This window comes from Sphingomonas sp. P4_G3 (genome assembly GCF_056401105.1).
In genome coordinates, this window is the sequence record NZ_JBFUJZ010000015.1 from 32,625 (window position 1) to 52,558 (window position 19,934).

16 protein-coding genes are annotated in these 19,934 nt (G+C 65.1%); 7 read left to right on the plus strand and 9 right to left on the minus strand.

Features of this window, described 5'->3' with window-relative positions:
* Positions 1–38 precede the first annotated feature (38 nt).
* On the minus strand, positions 39–2,078 hold the full coding sequence (locus AC1DQQ_RS21690; RefSeq protein WP_478046736.1) for an amidohydrolase family protein: 2,040 nt from the start codon (positions 2,076–2,078) through the stop codon (positions 39–41).
* Between the two features lie 167 nt (positions 2,079–2,245).
* Between AC1DQQ_RS21690 and AC1DQQ_RS21695 the strand changes: the two genes are divergently transcribed.
* A complete protein-coding gene (locus AC1DQQ_RS21695; protein WP_478046737.1) occupies positions 2,246–2,458 on the plus strand; it encodes a hypothetical protein in 213 nt (70 codons plus the stop codon).
* Between the two features lie 33 nt (positions 2,459–2,491).
* Here the strand turns inward: AC1DQQ_RS21695 and AC1DQQ_RS21700 are convergent, their stop codons facing one another.
* A complete protein-coding gene (locus AC1DQQ_RS21700; protein WP_478046738.1) occupies positions 2,492–3,589 on the minus strand; it encodes a glycosyltransferase family 2 protein in 1,098 nt (365 codons plus the stop codon).
* A gap of 113 nt (positions 3,590–3,702) precedes the next feature.
* Here AC1DQQ_RS21700 and AC1DQQ_RS21705 point away from each other — a divergent pair, with 113 nt between their 5' ends.
* Entirely contained in the window at positions 3,703–5,496 is a 1,794-nt protein-coding gene (locus AC1DQQ_RS21705; protein WP_478046739.1) for an ABC transporter ATP-binding protein, read from the plus strand.
* Between the two features lie 4 nt (positions 5,497–5,500).
* On the plus strand, positions 5,501–6,265 hold the full coding sequence (locus AC1DQQ_RS21710; protein ID WP_478046740.1) for a 2OG-Fe(II) oxygenase: 765 nt from the start codon (positions 5,501–5,503) through the stop codon (positions 6,263–6,265).
* Here AC1DQQ_RS21710 and AC1DQQ_RS21715 read toward each other — a convergent pair.
* Positions 6,262–7,077 (minus strand): Stf0 family sulfotransferase, encoded by an 816-nt coding sequence (locus AC1DQQ_RS21715; protein ID WP_478046741.1) that lies wholly within the window; start codon positions 7,075–7,077, stop codon positions 6,262–6,264. The two genes, AC1DQQ_RS21710 and AC1DQQ_RS21715, sit on opposite strands and share 4 nt — an antisense overlap.
* Positions 7,078–7,121: 44 nt before the next feature.
* On the opposite strand from AC1DQQ_RS21715, the gene AC1DQQ_RS21720 reads away from it, so the two are divergent.
* The 3 genes from AC1DQQ_RS21720 (at position 7,122) to AC1DQQ_RS21730 (ending at position 9,943) form a co-directional block, all read left to right on the plus strand.
* Entirely contained in the window at positions 7,122–7,901 is a 780-nt protein-coding gene (locus AC1DQQ_RS21720; protein ID WP_478046742.1) for a hypothetical protein, read from the plus strand.
* Entirely contained in the window at positions 7,898–8,779 is an 882-nt protein-coding gene (locus tag AC1DQQ_RS21725; protein ID WP_478046743.1) for a polysaccharide pyruvyl transferase family protein, read from the plus strand. Before AC1DQQ_RS21720 ends, AC1DQQ_RS21725 begins: the two co-directional genes overlap by 4 nt.
* 384 nt (positions 8,780–9,163) lie before the next feature.
* A complete protein-coding gene (locus tag AC1DQQ_RS21730; protein ID WP_478046744.1) occupies positions 9,164–9,943 on the plus strand; it encodes a right-handed parallel beta-helix repeat-containing protein in 780 nt (259 codons plus the stop codon).
* 200 nt (positions 9,944–10,143) lie between these two features.
* Here AC1DQQ_RS21730 and AC1DQQ_RS21735 read toward each other — a convergent pair whose 3' ends face one another.
* The 3 genes from AC1DQQ_RS21735 to AC1DQQ_RS21745 form a co-directional block, all read right to left on the minus strand.
* Positions 10,144–11,493 carry a DEAD/DEAH box helicase gene (locus AC1DQQ_RS21735; RefSeq protein ID WP_478046745.1) on the minus strand — a complete coding sequence of 450 codons (1,350 nt, stop codon included), beginning with the start codon at positions 11,491–11,493 and terminating at the stop codon, positions 10,144–10,146.
* A gap of 216 nt (positions 11,494–11,709) precedes the next feature.
* Complete coding sequence (locus tag AC1DQQ_RS21740) at positions 11,710–12,096, minus strand: hypothetical protein (protein WP_478046746.1); 387 nt, start codon at positions 12,094–12,096, stop codon at positions 11,710–11,712.
* Between the two features lies 1 nt (position 12,097).
* Positions 12,098–12,448: a hypothetical protein gene (locus tag AC1DQQ_RS21745; protein WP_478046747.1), complete on the minus strand. Its 351-nt coding sequence runs from the start codon at positions 12,446–12,448 to the stop codon at positions 12,098–12,100.
* Between the two features lie 194 nt (positions 12,449–12,642).
* Here AC1DQQ_RS21745 and AC1DQQ_RS21750 point away from each other — a divergent pair, with 194 nt between their 5' ends.
* Entirely contained in the window at positions 12,643–14,217 is a 1,575-nt protein-coding gene (locus tag AC1DQQ_RS21750) for an ABC-F family ATP-binding cassette domain-containing protein (protein WP_478046748.1), read from the plus strand.
* Between the two features lie 19 nt (positions 14,218–14,236).
* Here the strand turns inward: AC1DQQ_RS21750 and AC1DQQ_RS21755 are convergent, their stop codons facing one another.
* The 3 genes from AC1DQQ_RS21755 to AC1DQQ_RS21765 all read right to left on the minus strand — a co-directional run bounded on the left by AC1DQQ_RS21755 (position 14,237) and on the right by AC1DQQ_RS21765 (position 19,894).
* A complete protein-coding gene (locus AC1DQQ_RS21755; RefSeq protein WP_478046749.1) occupies positions 14,237–15,457 on the minus strand; it encodes an NAD(P)/FAD-dependent oxidoreductase in 1,221 nt (406 codons plus the stop codon).
* A 111-nt stretch (positions 15,458–15,568) separates the two neighbouring features.
* Positions 15,569–18,172, minus strand: a complete 2,604-nt coding sequence (locus tag AC1DQQ_RS21760; protein ID WP_478046750.1) for a TonB-dependent receptor — start codon at positions 18,170–18,172, stop codon at positions 15,569–15,571.
* A gap of 105 nt (positions 18,173–18,277) precedes the next feature.
* The gene (locus AC1DQQ_RS21765) at positions 18,278–19,894 is read right to left on the minus strand and encodes a tetratricopeptide repeat-containing sulfotransferase family protein (RefSeq protein ID WP_478032007.1); all 1,617 of its coding nucleotides are present in this window, start codon (positions 19,892–19,894) and stop codon (positions 18,278–18,280) included.
* Positions 19,895–19,934: the final 40 nt, after the last annotated feature.

Here is a 19,934-nt window from a genome sequence, read left to right on the forward strand (position 1 = left end):
TACCGGCCGGTGCGAGTGCCGCCGGTCGTGCGTGATCGCTATTTCGGCATGCCGCTGAGGCCGCTCGCCTGGCGCAGCGCGGCGCCGTCGAGGCGATAGCCGTCGAGGAACACCGTCCGGACATGGCGGAGATTGGTCAGGTCCTTCGACACGTCGCCATCGACCAGAATGATGTCCGCGGTCTTGCCCGGGGCAATCGATCCGACACGGCCGTCCATCCCGGTCATCCGCGCCGGCACGATCGTCGCGGTCTGGAGCGACTCCGCATTGGTCAGCCCGGCCAGCTGATAGAGTTCGAGTTCACGCACCAGCTCAAGTCCATAGCCATCGGTCCCCGCGACGATGCGCACGCCGGCCTGGTGAAGGCGGCCGACCAATCCCACCATCTTGTCGAAGCTCTTGCGGAAATCGTCGCGCGTCAGCCCGCCGAACAGCGGATAGCCCGGGATCTTCCAGCCGCGCACCACCGATGGCGGCGCGACCTCGGCGAATGGCGCATATTCGGGCGACATCGCCGTCCCGTCCGAGGTCATCAGCGGCTCCCAGACGGTCAGGGTCGGATCGATGATCGTCCCGCGCTTCGACAGCTCGGCATAGAACGCCTTCATCGTGGGGGAGTCGAGATCGACATCCTTGCCGTATTTGGCCGGCCCCTCGAGCCGCGCGGCGGTATTGGCCTTGTCGACCACGTCCTGCGGCATCGCCTGCATCATGATGAAGTTGATGTGCGTGACTTCGTCATAGCCCGCGCGCACCGCGTCGAGCGGGCGCATGCCCGCCGGGACGTGGCCATGGACGTGGAGGCCGAGCTTGTGCGCCTCGGCAGCGCCCGGAGCGATCCAGGCCGGATTCATCGAGGTATAGAATTTGACTCCCCACAGACCGGCTGCCTTGATCTTGTCGACCGCGGCGATGGTTTCGGCAGCCGACGACACGGTGAGCGCACCCTGCGCGGCGAGCGGGTCCTTGCGATCGATGATCACCGATATCTTGCCGTCGGGCGCGAGCAGGTCGCCGGCGGCGCGGCGCTTGTAGATGCTCAGCGCCTCGTCGATCATCGAACCGGGGCTGCGGTAATTGGTCATGCCCGTGGCGAGGTTCTGCAGCAGGTTCCAGTCGTCGCCGACATGCTGGTGCGAGTCCCACAGGCCGGGCAGCAACGTCTTGCCTTTACCGTCGATCACGACCGCGCCCGCGGGCGCCTTGATCGACCCGGCGGCGCCGACCGACGCGACCTTGCCGTTCGAGATCAGCACCGCGCGGTCGGGCAGATAGGTGCCCGCGACCGAATCGAACATCAGCACGTGGTCGACCAGGGTCGGCGTACGGTTGGCCGGCGCCAGGAAGCTATGGGCAATGTCGCGGACCATCGCCGCGATCGCCTTGTCCTGGATGTCCTTGAGCTTGGGCCCGTCACTCTCATAGCCTTCGGGCAGCAGCGAGATCTGCCCGGCATTGCCGAAGAAACGGTTGTCCTGATCGAGCCAGACCGGCGACGGAGAGAAACCATAGCCGGTGATGAAGGCAAGTTTGACGGTCTTCTTGCCTTGCGGACCGTCAATCTGCACCGGCTGGCCGATCTTGATGCTGGCATGGCCGGTCGGCAATAAGTCGATGCCCTTGGCGCCCGCCGCGACTAGCGCGTTGACGTCCATCTCACTGGCGAGCCAAGGGCCGCCATAGCTATTGTAGCGCCGCGCGGCGAATGGCGCGGAGCCGGAATCGACGGCGGTCTTCCAGCGCGCGACGCCGGCGGTATCAACATCGAAATTCTCGGTGGCGTCGCCCGAATCGGTAAAGCCGCGGATCGCGATCGCCGATGGCCGCTTGTCGGGCGCCAGGGTCACGAGCTCGTCGGTTTCAGTGACCCAGCCGCGCAGCGACATCGACATGCGATAGGCGACCCGGCCATCGGGCATCGTCCACGACCAGACGTCACCATGCTTCCCAGCGGTCGAGCTGATCGTATAATGCCGCACGCCCGCCGGCGGGGCCATCAGCTCTTCCTTGGGCGTCGACGCGGCCCCGGCGATCGACGCGGTGGCGGCGAGCAGTGACGCGAGCAGAATCCGGCGCATATTTTCCCCCTGTGCAGGCGCGCCGAGACTGACGCGGTCCGCTCGCCGAGGCAACCGCATATCTGCGGGGCCGGCGTGCAAGGTCAGGCAGCGAAAGATGTCGAGGGCCGGAGCGCTATTCAGCGAACGACGTTGCCGCCGCCTTTGCCGCCGCGCTGGGGAAAGCCGTGACGGTCCAGGTGACGCCCCGCGATCGCTGGGTGGACGCGTATCGCGCGCTCGGCTTTTCGGACGCGGCGGCCGATTCCTATGCGCGAATGACGGCGGTGAGCGTCGACGACGGCTTCGACACGCCGGCTGCCCCCGAGCGCGGCGGAACCGCGCTCGCTGCCTATATCAATACGCTGGTCGGCGCAGCCGACGGACGAGCGCACGACTGATCGTTGCAACACCAAAAAAGGGCGCCGGATCGCTCAGGCGCGGCCGGTGATCGCTAAGTCGCCGTCGCTGCGCGGTTGGTTCGCGCGACCCGCGAGCGATCCTTCGGCCACGGACCGGCCGGACTTCATGACTGGACCAGGACCATCGGTGCCGATGGCCATGCGCGGCTGCCATTCGACCATCGTTGCGCTGCCGATGCGGCGGCGCGTGGCGCGCGTGCGCAGCACGCCGGCCAATCGCATGCTCGCGCGCAACGTACCCGGACTGATCGCTCCCCATGCAGCCCACGCCAACACCTTGACGGCATTCAGGTTCCAGCCCAGCGCCCGGCTCCTCAGCAATTGTCGCAATATCCCGGGCCGCCCGCCCGACCATAACCGCAGCGAGCCGACCACGCGCAAGGTTTCAGGCCGCAGATCGACGACCGATGGGGGAATCGGGGGCAGACGGCGGTATGCGCGCTGCTTGGCGCGTTTGACGTCGAATGCGTGCTGCAATTGCGCGACGGGAATGTTGAGCCGCGCGCTCGTCTCGCTGAACCGGTATCGATACAGGGGTTCGGTCAGCACGATCAGCTTGCCCGCCGCGGCAATGCGGTAATACAGGTCGACGTCCTCGAAATAATCGGTGCCCGCGGCATAGCCGCCGACCTGGTCGAATGCCGCCTTTCGGTACATGATCGAGCCGTGTGCGATCGGCGGCGCGTCGCCGGGATCGATCGCCCGCGCTCCGCTCCGCCGGGTCAAACGCCCCTTGGCGTCGATCGCTTCGAACAAGGTGCCAACCAGCACCACGTCGGCCCGCCCGTCGAACAGGTCGATCTGGCGCCGGAGCCGGTCGCGATGGGCGACATCGTCAGCATCCATCCGCGCGACGACCGGCGCACGGGCGGCATTGGCGACCCAATTGGATGACCCGACCGGTCCACCGGACTGGCTGCGATGAAGCAACCGGATGCGACAGTCGCGCGCCGCCCATGCCAGCAGACGTTCGGTCGACCCGTCAGTCGACCCGTCGTCGCCGATCACCAGTTCGAATTCGCCAAAGCTCTGCTCGAGAATGCTCGAAATCGCTGCATCGAGAAACGGCAATGCGTTTCTGACCGGCATGACGACGCTCAATCTGGTCAACAAATCCCCCCCGGGTTGACGTCAGTCTAACAGTGGCGTCGGGCAGTTGCTAGGAAGGATCTGATAGCGCCGAATTTGCTCCCGGCTGTTCGATCGGATAACCGATATTTGACATGCCGGGGGGGCGATCATCATCGGGGGAAGCAGCGACTGGCATCCTGTCGCTGATCGGCGAATTCGCGCGCGATCTCGCGCGCTCGTCGGGCCGACGCGGTACGCTCGGCATAGCGGCGACGCTGCTGGCGGCGATGATCGAAGCGGCTGGATTGATTCTGATCATGCCGATGGTATCGATAACGCTCGACCGCGGATCGCGGCAACCGGTGCTCGACCGCCTGGTCGATGCCCTCTTCACGCGCATCGGTATTCCCAGCCAGTCGGGCCAGGTGATAGCCATGCTCGGATTGTTCGCAGGGCTGTTCATCATGCGCGTGGTCGTCGTCGCGGCCCGGGACGTCCTATTGTCGCGATCAACCATCGATTTCGTCGATGCGCGGCGCAAGCGGGTGGTCCATAGCGCCGCGCATGCACGCTGGGAGGTGATCTCACGCTTGCACCAGGCGCGGGTCGCGCAGATTCTGGGTGCCGACGTACAGAACGTCGCGACAGCGGCGCGGATGATGCAGTTTTCGCTGATCGCGGCGATCACGTTGTTGGGCCAGTGCATCGCCGCGATTGTCCTGTCGCCGCAACTGTCGCTGCTGTGTCTTGCCGTGCTCGGGCTGGGTGGTGTGCTGCTGACTCGGACGATGCAGCAAGCGCATTCGCTCGGCCAGACCAATGTCGAGGGAAATCTGGCGGCGATGAATACCATCGTCCAGTTCTTCGGTGGGCTCAAACTCGCCGTCAGCCAGGACCTCCAGGCGAGCTATGTCGCCGAGGTCGAGACGGCACTCGACAATGTCGCCGGCCATCAACTGGCTTTTGCCCGCGGCCAGGCGCGGCGCCAGGTCGTGATCGGTACGATCGCGGCGATCGCCGGGATGATTGTGGCGGCGGTAGGCCTATTGGTGCTTCATCTGGCGCCGGCGGTGCTGGTTGGACTGTTGCTGATTCTGCTAAGAATGACCGGCCCTGCCGCGACGCTGCGTCAGCATAGTCAGCAGCTTGCCAAGCTGCTCCCCGCCTATCGCGCATTGACCGATCTCGAGGAAGAACTTGCCGCGGCGACGGCCGTCGTCGCGAGGAGCACGAATGCCGCTCCCGTCTTTCGTGGAGAGATCGCGTTTCGCGGGGTCAGCTTTGCGCATGTATCGGGTGGCGCCGATGGCGGCGGACTCGACAATTGTTCCTTGGCGATCGCCTGCGGAGAATTTGTCGGGCTGACCGGTCTGTCGGGCGCGGGGAAGACGACGCTGGTCGACCTGCTGGTCGGCTTGTACGAGCCGCTCGCTGGCGCGATCCTGATCGACGGCGTGCCGCTAACCCCGGCCGTCTTACCGGCCTGGCGGGCTCGCATCAGCTATATCTCGCAGGATCCCTATCTGTTTTACGATACCATCCGGCGCAACTTGCTTTGGGCGAACCCGGCGGCGAGCGAGGCTGCGTTGTGGCATGCGCTAAAGTTGGCGGGCGCCGATGCAATGGTACGGCGGATGCCCGATGGACTCGATGCCGTGGTGGGCGAACGCGGCACATTGATTTCGGGCGGCGAACGTCAACGGCTGGCGATCGCGCGAGCAATGATCCGCAACCCTCGCCTGCTGATTTTGGACGAGGCCACCAATGCCCTCGACGTCGCCGCCGAACGGATGTTGATCGGTAATCTGCTCGACGTGACGCCGCGGCCGACGATCTTGATGATCGCGCACCGCAAGGAGAGCCTTGCACGGTGCGACCGCGTCCTGCGGCTCGAGGACGGCAAGATTGCTGCACTGGACGCCAGCGTGCGCGAAAGCATAGACTGAGCGTATGGAGGCGAGCCCGAACCGCGCGACTGTCAGCGATTGGCCGTTTCCGCACGTCATGGTGGACGGCTATCTCGACGCCGACGACTATGACGCGCTGCGTGGATCCTTCCCGCCGTGCCCGCACAATAGCGGGCCGACCGGCTATTCGCGATTCTGGGGCGATCCCGAATTCGATGTGCTGCTCGATGCCCAACCGGCGTGGCGGCGGCTCTTCGACTGGACCCAGAGCCAGGCGTTCGTCGATCTGTGCCTCGCGCCGTTCGCCGACGTGATCGCGCGCGAGGCGGTGGTCGGCCTGTCGCGCGCGCGCTTTGTCTCGCATATCGAAGCACGAGGCGAAAAGGAGCGGCGGTTTCTCGCGCCCACAGGTCTCGCTCCCGATCAATTGTTCGTCCGCACCGACATCCTCCAGGGCAAAGTCGGTTACGAGCGGGGCGCGCATGTCGATCACCGCCGCCGCGCCGCGACGATGCTGATCTATCTGTGCGACGGCGACGAGGACGAGATGACGGGCGGCGATTTGATCTTGCACGCTGCCGATGGTGAAGCATTGACGATCCGTCCGCGCCATAACCGCATGATATTGTTTCCATGCATCAATACGTCGCTGCATTCGGTGTCGCGGATCGACGCACAACGGCGCCCGCGCAATTTCGTGCAGCTGACCGTGTCGAGCTCGGTCGATTTGTGGGAGGACGAGCGCGTCGGCGGGCTTGCTGGGATTCGCCAGGCCCTGGGCCGAGGGATGCGGCGGCTGGTCGCCTAGGGGCGGCGAGCTACTCTTGCCCAGCCCGTTTCGCCGCGACGGTTCGCCAAACCCCCAAGTCGGTCGATCAGCCGCTCCCATCGTCCAGTGACTAGTGCCGGCATTTGATCGAGCGTCTGCTGCTCCGCCAGGAAACGGGTTCGCCATTCCGCATTGGTCGCGTCGCGCTGAATGGTCAGATCGATCTTGCCGGCGTTCGGTTGCACGCTACCGCTCACCCCGAGAAAGGCAGCAACCCCGATCAGCACGGCCGGGGCGTCGGCGAGCAGATCCTCATACGCGATCTCGAGCGGCGCGATGTCATGGAGAGCGAAATATTGCTGGACGCGAGCCTCGTTCACCGCCTGGGCGAGGATCATGTCGCGGATCATCGCGGCGCTGTAGCGCGGCTCGCCGCGCGCGGTCGAGCTGGCGCGAAATTGCCGGGTCTGCTGCGCTTTCACGTCCGACAGCGCCCGCGCCAGCCGATCACGACGCACGAGATGGATGAAGCGACGCTCGGGAAAGTCTTCCGCCCAGCGATCTGGCCAGAGGTCGTCGAGACGCTGCGGTGAGAGCTTGACGCCGAACACCCCGTTCTCGGTCATGCCGCGACTGAGCATCATGGCACGCTGGCCGGCGCGGTCGAGCGGATAGTCAGCGATGCCACGGTCGCGATACCCTTGACCGTTGAACCAATCCTCGGGCCGACCCAACGCGCCGGTCGAGCCCAGCAATTGCGCGAACCAGCTGCCGCCCGAACGGGGATAGGTCATCACGACATAGCCCCGGTGAGCGGGAGCGCGGTCGACCTGTCGGATCATGTCGGTCATGGCCGTCTCTTGATCGGAATTGCCAGGCGGGTAAATACCCGCAGGTGAGCGATCAATTGCCCGTTTGCGTATCGCTCTGGATTGGCGAGCGGCTGTCGCCGGTCGAACGAGCCTGCCTCCGCTCGATGCTGGCGATGGGGCACCAGGTCGAACTCTATTGTTACGAGCCACTGCGGGATGTGCCGTCCGGCGTCCGCGTCGTCGATGCCGCGACTATCCTGCCTGCCGACACGATCATTCGCCACCGCAGCGGCAGCGTGGCCCTGTTCTCCGACCGGTTTCGTTTCGAGCTGCAGCGGCGGAGCAAGGGGCTCTGGGTCGATCTCGACGTCTACATGCTGGCGCCGGTGGTGTGTCGCGAGGGGCAGACGCTGTTCGGCTGGCAAGACCATGCGACCCTTGGTTCCAGTGTTCTGCAACTGCCGTCGGACAGCCCGGTGATCGCGCAGGTGCTGGAGCTGTTCGAGCATCCCTACGTGCCGGACTGGCTGCGGCTATCGGATCGAATCTGGGCATATTGGCGGTCTAGGAAGGACGGCACGGTAGAGCTTGCCGACCTTCCCTGGGGCGTTGCGGGTCCGCTTGCCCTGACCGGGCTGGCGCGCCGGTTCGGGTTGCTCGATCACGCGGAACCCCGTGATGTCTTCTACCCTTGTCACTGGGATGATGCCGGGTGGATTTTCGATCCCGGCCAGTCGCTCGACCGACACGTGACGTCGCGCACGCGCGCGCTCCATCTCTGCAATCATAAGATCGCAGCGCGAAAGGATGAGCCTGCGGCAGCTGGCAGTTTCATGGACCGTCTGCAGCAGGAAGGTGCGTGACCTCGCCGCGCTTCGGCCTGCTCGACTATCCCGGGCTCACCAACCTGGGCGACACGATCCAGGCATTGGCCGCCCGTCGGTTTCTGCCGCGGGTCGACGTCCTCGTTCCGCGCGAACGCCTGTCGGCGCCACTCGCCGCGCATGACGGATCGGTCCGGATGATCCTCAATGGCTGGTTCATGCACGATACCAACTTCTGGCCACCCAATCCGGCGATCGAGCCACTGCTCATCTCGATGCATTTCGTGCAGGGTGGCAGGCCGCGGCTAAGGCGCTGGGTCCGGTCGCGGCTTGAGCGGATGCTCAGCGGGCCGGGCGCGGAGTTCCTGCGGCGCTGGGGTCCAGTCGGCGCGCGCGACGCCTTCTCATTGGAGCAACTCGAACGGCGCGGCATTCCAGCCTACCATTCGGGCTGCCTGACCCTGACGCTGCCACGCCGCGAGGATATCACCCGTACCGGCACGATCATCGCATGCGATGTGCCGCCCGACGCGCTCGCACATCTGCGCACGACCGCGACCGGGCCGGTGGAAGAGGTCACGCATCTCATTGGCGAGCAGCTCGACGCTGTCGCGAGAGAAGTGGCCGCCAACGCCCTTCTCGACCGTTATGCCGCTGCGGCCGCCGTCGTCACCACGCGCATCCATGCCGCGCTCCCCTGCCTGGCGTTGGGCACGCCCGTGCTGCTCGTCCACGACGCACGTCCGCTGCGCCGCGTCGGAGACATGACCGCATTGCTCCACAGCTGCCCACTGGACGATTTCGCCGCCGGCCACAGCGCCTTCGACTTCACCAATCCGCCGCCCAATCCGGATGGCTTCATCCCTCTCGCGCGTGACATGATCCGGCGTTGCGAGACGTTCGTGGCGAGACCTTGATTAAGTATGACAAGTAAGCCGCGCGGTTGGGCGCAGCCCTAACGTCATGTCTTTGATCGAAACAAAATAAATCGGTTAACTTCGAACTTGTTGAAGGGCACCGCTCTCCACTCCAGAATTGGCTGATGGCCATTCTTCGGCAAGTCTAGGGAGAGACGCGACTTGCGGCGACCGACAGCGTCGCAAAATTCCCATAAAACTTCATTTCGGCATGCTCTTTAACCATGACGAAATGAGTGATAGCATCACCTCCGATAAGTGTCGTTATCGACCCGACTCTAACAGGGGTAGGGTTTTCGCGACGCGATATCTTACGACTTGAGGGAAGTTATTTTCGCCGACTCACTGATGGGTTATGCGATGTTTCGTGGAGGGGAGCTGAACATGAAGAGAGCGTGGATAAAAATTCTGGGGGTAGGAATCGCCGGACTGGCATTCCAGGCGAGTCCCGCGGCGGCCCAGGCGACCCGTACGTGGATTTCCGGCGTTGGCGATGACGTCAATCCGTGTTCCCGCACCGCGCCCTGCAAAACGTTCGCGGGTGCGATCAGCAAGACCGCGGCGAACGGCGAAATAAACTGCATCGACCCTGGCGGCTTTGGTGGCGTGACGATTACGAAGGCGATCACCTTGCGTTGCGATCAGGTCGAAAGTGGCGTGCTTGTCGCCGGTACCAACGGCATCATCATCAACGCCGGGGCGAACGACAAGGTGGTGATCGACGGGCTCGACATCGAAGGACTTGCTTCGAGCGGTAACTCGACCAACGGAATCAACATCCTTTCGGCGCGCGACGTCGTCGTGCGCAACACCAGCATTCGCGGGTTTACCGCGGCCGGCACGGGCAACGGAATTGTGGTGAACGGTGCGAACCAGATCGCCTTGACGGTCGAGCATTCGTTCATCTTCAACAATAATGTCGGAATCTTGGTCAGCTCGAGCGGCGGCAACGGCGCGGCGCGAATCTATGATTCGGTCATCGCCGCCAACGCCAATGCCGGAGTTCGCGTCACCGGCACGGGCAACCGGATCGAAATATCCGGGGACAAGATCATCCGGACACCCAAGTCGATCGAAATCCTGAGCGGCGGCACCGTCAGCTCGTACGGTGACAATGTATTGTCGACGGGCGGAGACGCGCCGACGATCATCCCGAAGGGCTGAAACTCGGCTAGCCGGGTTTGCGATAGAACCGCTCCTGCTGCCAAGCAGGGGCGGTTTTTTCTTAGCGTCGCGGGAAGGTCGGCTGGCTAGCCCGTTGCGGGGTGGCAGGCGCCCTAAAAAAAGGGCGCCGGATCGCTCCGACGCCCCTTTCGGTACGCTTACTCACCCTCGGTCGAGCCGAAGCTCGCGAGGAATTCCGATCAGACGCTCGCTTGGTTCCGGCCGCCGCCCTGGCCACCGCGACCGCGACGGCGATTGCCGCTCCGGCCGCGCGGCGCATAGGGATTGGCCGGCCGCGCTTCGTGCGTCTTGCGTGGCGGGCGAACGCCACGCGGGCCGCGCGGACGCTCGTCGCGTTCCTGCTGCGCGGTGACCGACTGCTTCGACCGGGTCGAGACGATCTTCGCCGCCTCGGCCAGGAAATTCTCCGGCAGCGCCTTGAGCGCGATCTTCTGGCGCGTCAGCCTTTCGATGTCGCGCAGATAGGGACGCTCGTCATCCGCCACGAAGCTGATCGCGATGCCGTCATTGCCGGCGCGCGCGGTGCGGCCGATGCGGTGGACATATTGCTCCGCCACGTTGGGCAGCTCGAAATTGATCACATGGCTCACACCCGACACGTCGATGCCGCGGGCGGCGATGTCGGTCGCGACCAGGACCTTTACTTCGCCGGTCTTGAACGCGGCCAGCGCGCGCTCGCGATTGGCCTGGCTCTTGTTGCCGTGGATGGCGTTGGCCGCGATGCCGTTGCCACCTAGCAACCGGACGACGCGGTCGGCGCCGTGCTTGGTGCGGGTGAAGACCAGCACGCGCTCGATCGCCGGATCGCGCAGGGTCATGGTCAGCAGCGCCTGCTTCTCGGCCTGGTTGACCAGGGTAGCGAATTGCTCGACGCGCTCGGCGGTGGTCGCCGCCGGCTTGATCGAGACGAGCGCCGGGTCCTTGATGAACTGATCGGCCAGCTCGCGGATCGACTGCGGCATGGTCGCCGAGAAGAACAGGGTCTGGCGCTGACGCGGGACCATCTTCACGATCTTGCGCAGCGCGTGGATGAAGCCGAGGTCGAGCATCTGGTCCGCCTCGTCGAGGACCAAAGTCTCGATCAGATTGAGGCTGACGAAACGCTGCTCGATCAGGTCGAGCAGACGGCCTGGCGTCGCCACCAGGATGTCGACGCCGCGCGCCATGTCCTGGCGGTTCTTGTTGATGCTGGTGCCGCCGAACACGGTCGCGACCGTCATGCGGCTGAACTTGCCGTAAGCGCGCGCGCTCTCGGCGATCTGGCTGGCGAGCTCGCGGGTCGGGGCGAGGACGAGCATGCGGCAATGCGTCGGCAGGACGCGCTTGTCGGCCTCGACCAGGCGCTGGATCGAGGGCAGGACGAACGCCGCGGTCTTGCCGGTGCCGGTCTGCGCGATGCCGAGCAGGTCGCGGCCTTCGAGCACATAGGGAATGGCCTGCGCCTGGATCGGCGTCGGCGTGGAATAGCCTTTGGCCTCGAGCGCGCGAACGAGCGGCTCGGCAAGGCCGAGATTAGTGAAATTGGTCATGGAAACCTTATGCAAAAATGCCTCTCGCATGTCCGATGGACACACGGGCGGCGGGGAGAAATGACACCCCGCGTGACTTGGGAAGCCTGTCGCTTAAACGACCGAGGCGGAGCCTGAACCGTAGCCATAAGGCCGGGTTCGATCACGCTGCATTACGCCTCGATAGCGGCCAAATAGATGCTGCACCGCAAAAAGTCAAGATCGGGAGGTGTAGCGCTAGCGGCCGAGATCCGGGTTGCGCAGCATCCTGAAGATCATCCAGCCGATCACCGCGACCCAGGCGATGCCGGCGATCGAGGCGATGATCGTGCTGCCGCCATGGAAAAGCCGCCACAACACGACCCCCGACACGATCGCGAGGCCGCCGATCCTGCCCCATAATCGCGCCCGGCCATGGAGCAGGATTTCGATCGCCGCGAGGATCGCCAGCAAGACGGCGACGATCACCAGGGTCAGCAGCGATTCCCGGAGCGCGGCGAGCAGCGCTTCGCGATGCCAATTGTTGAACACCGATCCGGCGATGACCAACACCGCCGCGGCCGCGATCAGGCCGGGCGGGATACGGCGCGAGCTATCGCGCGGGTTGCCGTCCTCAGCATCCATCTCAATAGGCGCAGACCGAGAAGTCCTCGCCGACCCAGCAGGCGCTGTCGCGGCGCGAGCGGACGGCGCGGCCCCAGCGCGAATTGATCCCGTCTCGGGTCAGCCCGCGAACATCCGCCACGCCGCGCTGGGTAACGTAGACGGTGACGCTCACCACGCCTTCGCCAAACGAGCGGGCATGCGCCGGGCTCAGCGTGAAAGTGCCGCCTCGCGCGACAACATACTGGCAGGGGCCGCGATAGCTGGTGCCTTCGGAATCGATCACGCAGCGGGCGATCCGGGCCTGGGCGGGTGCGGCGGCGATTCCGGCGGCGATCAGGATTGAGGCGAAAGCGAGCTTGCGGATGGTCATCGGACGACTCCCTGTATCGAACGAGCGGAAGGAAATACCCAACCCGCCGCAGGGTCAACCGACCGCGGGTTTGCGCGCGCTTTCAACCATCCCTATGTGACGGCACCAAGACGGGTATTCCGCCCGCCAGCGAAGGAGACCGACCTTGGACAAGACCGCGATCGCCCGATCCGTTTCTCTTGCCCAGGTGTCTTATGTCTTCGTTCGCAACCTTGGATTCGCTGTCGCTCTCGACGCCTGACGGCCGTCCGCTTTTTTCCGATCTGACGCTGTCCTTCGGCCGCCAGCGCACCGCTTTGGTCGGGCGCAACGGCTGCGGCAAATCGACCCTGCTCCGCGTCTTGGCGGACGAGATCGCGCCGGCTTCGGGAAGCATCGCGCGCACCGGCAGCGTCGCGCTGCTGCGCCAGGACTGGCCCGACGACACGATCTCCATCGCGGCGGCGCTCGAGGTGGCCGGTCCGCTCGCCCTGCTCCGCCGGATCGAAGCGGGCGAGGGAGATGCCGATGATTTCGCCGCCGCCGACTGGACGCTCGACGAGCGGATCGGCGGCGCGCTTGCCGAGCTTGGCTTGTCCGGGCTCGATCTCGATCGCCCGCTCGCCAGCCTGAGCGGTGGGCAGCGCACGCGGATCGCCATCGCGCGTGCCGTGATCGCGACGCCCGATCTGCTGCTGCTCGACGAGCCGACCAACAATCTCGATGCCGATGGCCGCGCCGCGATCGCGGGACTGATCGCCGGGTGGAAAGGCGGCGTGGTGGTCGCCAGCCACGATCGCGCGCTGCTCGAGGCGATGGATATCATCGTCGAACTGGCGCCGATCGGCTGCCGGTCGGTCGAGGGCGGCTGGTCCACCTTCGTCGCGCTGCGCGATGCCGATCGCGAGCGCGCCGCGCAGGCGCTCGACCGTGCCGAGGCCGGATTGCGCCAGGCCGAGCGCGGCGCACAGGCGCAACGCGAGAAGAAGGCACGCCGCGACAAAGCCGGCCGCGCGTTCGGCGCCTCGGGCAGTATGCCGCGTATCGTCGCCGGCATGATGAAGGAACGCGCCGAGGGCAGCGGCGCGCGCGAGGGAGAGATTGCGCGGCGGCTGGTCGGCGAGGCGGAGGCGGCGCGGGCGACCGCACGCGAGCGGGTCGAGATCGTGACGCCGCTGCGTATCGACTTACCGCCCAGTGGGCTGTCGTCGTCGCGCGAAGTGCTGCGGATCGAGGACGCGGTGATCGCGCGCGGCGATCGGCGGATCGGTCCGGTCAGCCTGACCATCCGCGGTCCCGAACGGATCGCGCTGACGGGATCTAATGGCACCGGCAAGACCAGTGTTTTACTGCTCGCGGCGGGCGTGATCGAGCCGATCAGCGGGACGGTGACGCGGTCCGACAGCATCGCCTTGCTCGACCAGCATGTCGGGTTGCTCGACCGGGACGCGACGATCCTCGCCAACCTCCGCACGCTTAATCCCGAGCTCGGCGAGAACGAGGCCTATGCCGCGCTCGCCCGCTTTGCTTTCCGCAATCAGGCCGCGTTGCGCGTCGTCGATACCCTGTCGGGCGGCGAGCGTCTTCGCGCCGGACTCGCCTGCGTCCTGTCCGCCGTCCGGCCGCCGCAATTGTTGTTGCTGGACGAGCCGACCAATCATCTCGACCTCGACTCGATCGAAATGCTCGAAGCGGCGCTGCGCGGCTATGACGGCGCGGTGCTGGTAGTCAGCCACGACCCCACGTTCCTCGAAGCGATCGGGATCGAACGAGAAATCGCGCTCGCGTGACGCAAGCCGCGGCCGAGGCTCAGATCATTTCCTTGAGCGGCACGGTCGTGTCGGCGAGCCGGACAGGATCGATCACTGCGCCTGTTTCGACCAGCTTGCGGCCCTGGACATAATCCTTGGTCGCGTTGACGCAGTCGAGCGCGATCACTTTGCCCTGTTTCAGGTGGACGACCGAGAAACTGCGCGTCGCCGGGTCGCCGCGAACGACCGCCTGATCGTAACCGATCGAGAGTCCGATCGTCTGGAGCTTGAGGTCGTATTGGTTCGACCAGAACCACGGCGTCGCCTCATAGGCGACATCCTCGCCCAGGATCGTCTTGGCCGCGACCGTCGCTTGGTCGGTCGCGTTCTGCACCGACTCCAGCCGCACCGCCGCGCCGTCGGCAAAGCGGTTGGCGTGGAGTGCACAGTCGCCGACCGCGAAGATATCGGGCAGCGAGGTGCGGCATTGCGCATCGACGCTGACGCCGTTGCCGCCCTCGGCGCCTGCCGCAATCAGCGGCTCGACCGCGGGAACGATGCCGATCCCGACGACGACCAGATCGGCGGGCACGACAGTGCCATCGGCGAGGCGCACGCCGGTCGCTTTGCCGTCGCCCTCGATCGCGGTGACCGCGACGCCCAGGCGGACGTCGACGCCGTGCGCGCGATGCTCGTCCTGATAGAAATCGGACAGGTCCGGGCCGGCGACGCGCGCCATGACGCGGTCGAGCGCTTCGAGCAAAGTCACCTTCTTGCCGAACTTGGCGAGCACCGCCGCCGCCTCCAGCCCGATGAACCCGCCGCCGATCACCACGGCGTTGGTCACGTCGGGCAGCTCGGCGATCATGCGATCGGCGTCGGCGCGGGTGCGGACGGTATGAACGCCGGTCAGATCGTGGCCCTGACACGATAACCGCCGGGCATGGCCGCCTGTCGCCCAGATCAGCTTGCCATAAGCGATCTCGGCGCCGTCGGCGGTGGTGACGCGATGGGCGGCGGGATCGACCGCGACGACGCGGCGGCCCGGCAACATCGTCACCTGGCGTTCTGCCCAGAAGGCCGGCTGGCGGATCAGGATACGCTCGAAGCTCTTGTCGCCGGCAAGATATTCCTTGCTCAGCGGCGGGCGCTCATAGGGCAGCTCTGGCTCGTCGCCGAGAATCGCGATCGATCCGGCGAACTTGCCCTGTCTCAGGGCGATCGCCGCCTGCGCGCCGCCATGGCCCGCGCCGACGATTAGGACGTCATAGTGCTCCATCGCGGTCGCGATACGCACAAAGTCCGGGGCGCGCCAGCATGGCGAAGTGAAGGTCGCCCTAGCGAAACTATTGAGGGCGCGACCGTCACCCGACGGCCGCGCCCGCCATTCCTAGAATTTCGACCCCAGCCTGACACCGACGGTCTGCGGCCGGATCGGGACGATATAGGGCCGCTGTCCGCAGCTTCCGCACTCCTGGAACCGGGAGAGCTGGCCGCGCGTGTCGAAGGCGTTTTCGATGAACAGCTCGATGTCGAAGTTCTTGAATTCGGCCCCCAGCGCGAAGTTCGCGGTGGTGAACGCCTTCAACTCGCCCAATTGCGCTGCGGGACTGATGACGTTGCCGCTGAACGTCTCGTAAATCGCCGTACGGATGTCGGACGACGCCGAGCTCTGATACGACACGACCCCCTGACCATAGATTTTGGCATCGCCCATCGGCACGGTGTAGCGCGCGGTGCCGTTGAGCTTGACCTTCGGGGTGATCGGCAGTCGCGTGCCCTTGGGCGCCGAGATCATGTTACCGTTGCCGGTATCGGCGCAGGTAAAGGTCGGATCGTCGAACAGGCACAGATTCTTGGTCGTCTTGGCATCGGTATACGACCCCGATGCGGTCAGGCTGAGCCCGCCGAGCGTCAACGAGCTGTCGAATTCCGCGCCCCAGATACGAGCGTTGGGGCCGTTATGGATTTCGGTGAAGCTGTTCTGGCCAAGGAACGAGAACTGGAATTTGTCCCAATCCTGACGATAGAAAGCGGCGTTGAAGCGCAACTTGCCGCCCAGCCAGGTCGTCTTCGCACCGACCTCGTAATTGGTCAGGAAGTCGGCGGCATAAGGCGACACGTCGGCGCGGCGATTGATGCCGCCCGGCCGGAATCCGCGCGACACCGTGCCATACATCAACAGGCCCGGCCGTGGCTTCCAGCTGAGGTTGAAGCGATAGGTCACGCCTTGACCCGATGCCTCGACCGGGATGACGCCCCCATTGGTATAAACGCCCAGGTTGGTGCACGGCGCCCCCGCGACCGCGGGCGGCAGCAAGGTCGTCGACCCGCCACTGGCCAAGGCATCGCGTAACCGCTGCCCGCCCGTCGTGAAGCACTGGATGAAGCCAGTCCTCGAACTGAACGCACCGTTCGGCGGCGAGTCGGTATAGCCGCCGCCCGGATTACGCCCGAACCCGAAGAAGCCGATCAGCGTGTTGTCGTAGATGAACGCGCGGCCGCCTGCGGTGAAGGTCACCGTCGGCGTGATGTCGTAGCTGGCCTCGCCGAACATCGCGTAATCCTTGTCGACGCGATGCTGCTGGGTCAGCCACAAGGTGCCCGGCCAACCATTGACCGACAGTTCGGGAGCGAGCCCGGTGATCTGGTAATCCTGGTGGATGTCATTGCTCTGACGCTGGTAGAAGGCGCCGGCGACGATGCGGAACCGGTCGGTCGACGGCGACGCGACGCGGAATTCCTGGCTCATCTTCTTGAAATGATCGGTGCCGACGACGCGCTGGCGCGGGTCGATATTGTTGCCGTTCTTGTCCCAATAGGCGAAATAATAGGCCAGGCCGCCGACCGACGAGTAGAGATTGTCATAGGCCTCGGCATAGTCGGTATAGTCGCTCGACTGCAGATCTTTGCGATCGAGATAGGCGGCGGCGTAGGTCACATCCCAATTGCCGACCTTGCCCTCGATCGTCAGCCCCGCCTGCCAGAATCGGTCGCGGCGATATTCCGGGAAGAAATGCTGCACTTCCAGGTCGCCCACTTTGGGGTCGAAGCCGTAGGAACCGTGGCTGCGCGTGTCCTGGTAGAGGAAGCTCGGCGTGATCGTCCAATTGCTGTCGAGGTCGACCTTGAGTGCGGCACGGCCGCCCCAGATTTCGGTGTCGTTATAGTCCTTCTTGACGAAGGGCGCATTGTTGACGCTGATCCCGCCATCCGGGCGGATGGTGTTGTTGGGATAGGTCGCGACCGCGGGCGGCCCGCCGGCAACTGCGGGCGAAATGAAGTCGCGCGTGCCCGGCACATTGTCGATGAAGCCGGCATCCTTCTCGTAATACCCGACCGCGCGAAACGCGATGTTGGGCGACAGCGGCAGGTTGATCATCCCTTCCGCCTTGCCGCCCCAGCCGCCCTTGCTGACCTTGTTGCCTTCGACATCGATCCGGCCATAGGTCTTCGACGTATCGGGCTTGTTGGTGATGATGCGGATCGTGCCGGCTTCGGACGAGGCGCCGTAGAGCGTGCCCTGCGGCCCCGACAGGCTCTCGATACGGGCGATGTCGTAGATATGGACGTCGAGATTGCCGCCGATCGTCGTCACCGGCTGTTCGTCGAGATAGACGCCGACCGAGGGCAGCGAGCCCGAATGGTTGCCGTCGCCGCCCGAGGCGACGCCGCGCATATAGACGACGTTGGTGCCCGGCGTGCCGCCCAGTGCCTGGAACGACACCGACGGCAGCGACGCGACATAATCCTGGAAATTCGAGATATTGAGCTCGTCGAGCTTCTTGGTGCTCAGCGCCTGGACGCTGATCGGCACGTTCTGCAGGCTGTCTGACCGCTTCAGCGCGGTGATGATGATGTCGCCATTGTCGGGCTGGTTATTGGCCTGGCTGTCGGGCGCCGGCGGGGCGTCCTGTGCCAGGGCCGGAGTAGCGGCGAGTGCTGCCGAAGCGAGCAACCCGCTGACGGCAAGACGGCGGCGAAGGAGTGACATGGAAAGCCCCTTTTGCGTTTTTGTTACGGCAGCGTGTTAGCAGGCGCAGCATTCGTCAAGCGCAGACGGGACAGCACGATATTTACGTGCCGACGCGTTGCGTTTTTACAACGCGGCCGGAGCGGCCGGATAGGCATCGAGCACGTCGCCCAACGCGGTTTTGAGCGGATCCAGCCACGGCTCGAACGGCTTCCAGGCCTCTGTCCCTTCACGGAAAATCGGCTGGCGAACCTGTTCCGAACTGGCCGTGCGCACCGCGCGCTCTGTCTCGTGAAAGGCCAAACAGGCGGGCTCGAACTCCAGCCCGCAATAGTCGAGCAGGCTGCGCACTTCGCGCTCGGTATGCTCGACCATGTCCTCGTAGATCACGCGATGGACGCGCCCCGGCAGCACGCGGTCGACATGCGCCATCAGCCGCACATAGTCGCGATAATAACGCCCCATGTCCTCCAGCGCGTAGCTGAACGCCTGGCCGCGCGCGAAATGCTGTTTGTAGTTGGAGAAGCAGCAGCCGAGCGGATGGCGCCGCGCATCGATGATCTTCGCGTTGGGCAGGATCAGGTGGATGAACGGCAGATGCGCCCAGTTATTGGGCAATTTATCGATGAAGAACGGTCGGTCGGTGCGGCGCTGGATGCGCGTGCGCTTGAGATATTCCTCGCCCAGCGCGCGCAGCTTTTCGGGCGCGAAATCGGCGAGACCTTCGGGATAATTCTGATCGCGCCGCGCCAGGGTCGGGATGTCGGGCAGTTCCGACGTGCCCTCGACCGAGCTGTGGCTCGACAATATCTGTTCGATCAAGGTCGAGCCTGCGCGCGGCATGCCGAGGATGAAGATCGGGTCGGGCGCGCCGCATCCCTGGTCGGCGCGCTCTGCCAGGAAATCGGGGGTGAACAGCGCGATCGAGCGATCGACGAAGCGCCGCGTCTCGTCGGGGTCGTAGACCAGCTTCGTGCGCCGCAGCGCATTGCCGGCGTCGTAATGGCGGAACGCGGCCTCGGCCTGGCGACGGTCCTCGAACGCCTTGCCCAGCGCGAAATCGAGGTGGAAGCGGTCCTCGTCCGAGATCGCGGAGTCGGCGAGCGCGCCTTCCATCGCGGCGATATCCGCGTCGTCGAACTTGACCGTCTTGAGGTTGGCGAGACTCCACCACGCCTCGCCCAAGGCCGGCATCAGCGCGAGCGCGCGGCGATAGGCGGCGATCCCGTCCTGCTGGCGTCCGACGGTCTTGAGGATATGGCCATAGGTCATCCAGATGCGCGGCTGGTTAGGCGCGTCCTTGAGCACGCGGTCATAGAGCGCGATCGCGCCGTCGAAATCGCCGACCCGGCCGAACGCCGCCGCCTGGAGATTGGCATGGCCGGGATTGTCGGGATCCTCGGCGACCACCTGCTGAAGTTCGTCGATCGCCTCGGCCGGGCGATTGAGGCGATACAGGACCAGCGCGAGATTGGCGCGCGCGGCGGTGAAGGCCGGCGACAGCTCGATCGCGCGGCGCAGCAACGCCTCGGAATCGCGATAACGCCCGATCCGCCCGGCGAGTTCGGCCAGCATGCGCATCGCCGCGACGTCGAACGGGTCGTCCTTGAGATGCTGTTTGAGCAGCGGCTCGGCGATATGGAGCGCATTGTCGTTGAGCGCCATCGCCGCCTCGACGAGGCGCGGATGATAGCGGCCGCCCATCGCCATCCCGCCCGTCCCGCCTGCTGCTCCGCTCGCCATGTTGAGTGTCCTAGCCCAGGTCGCGGGAAAAGGACCAGTG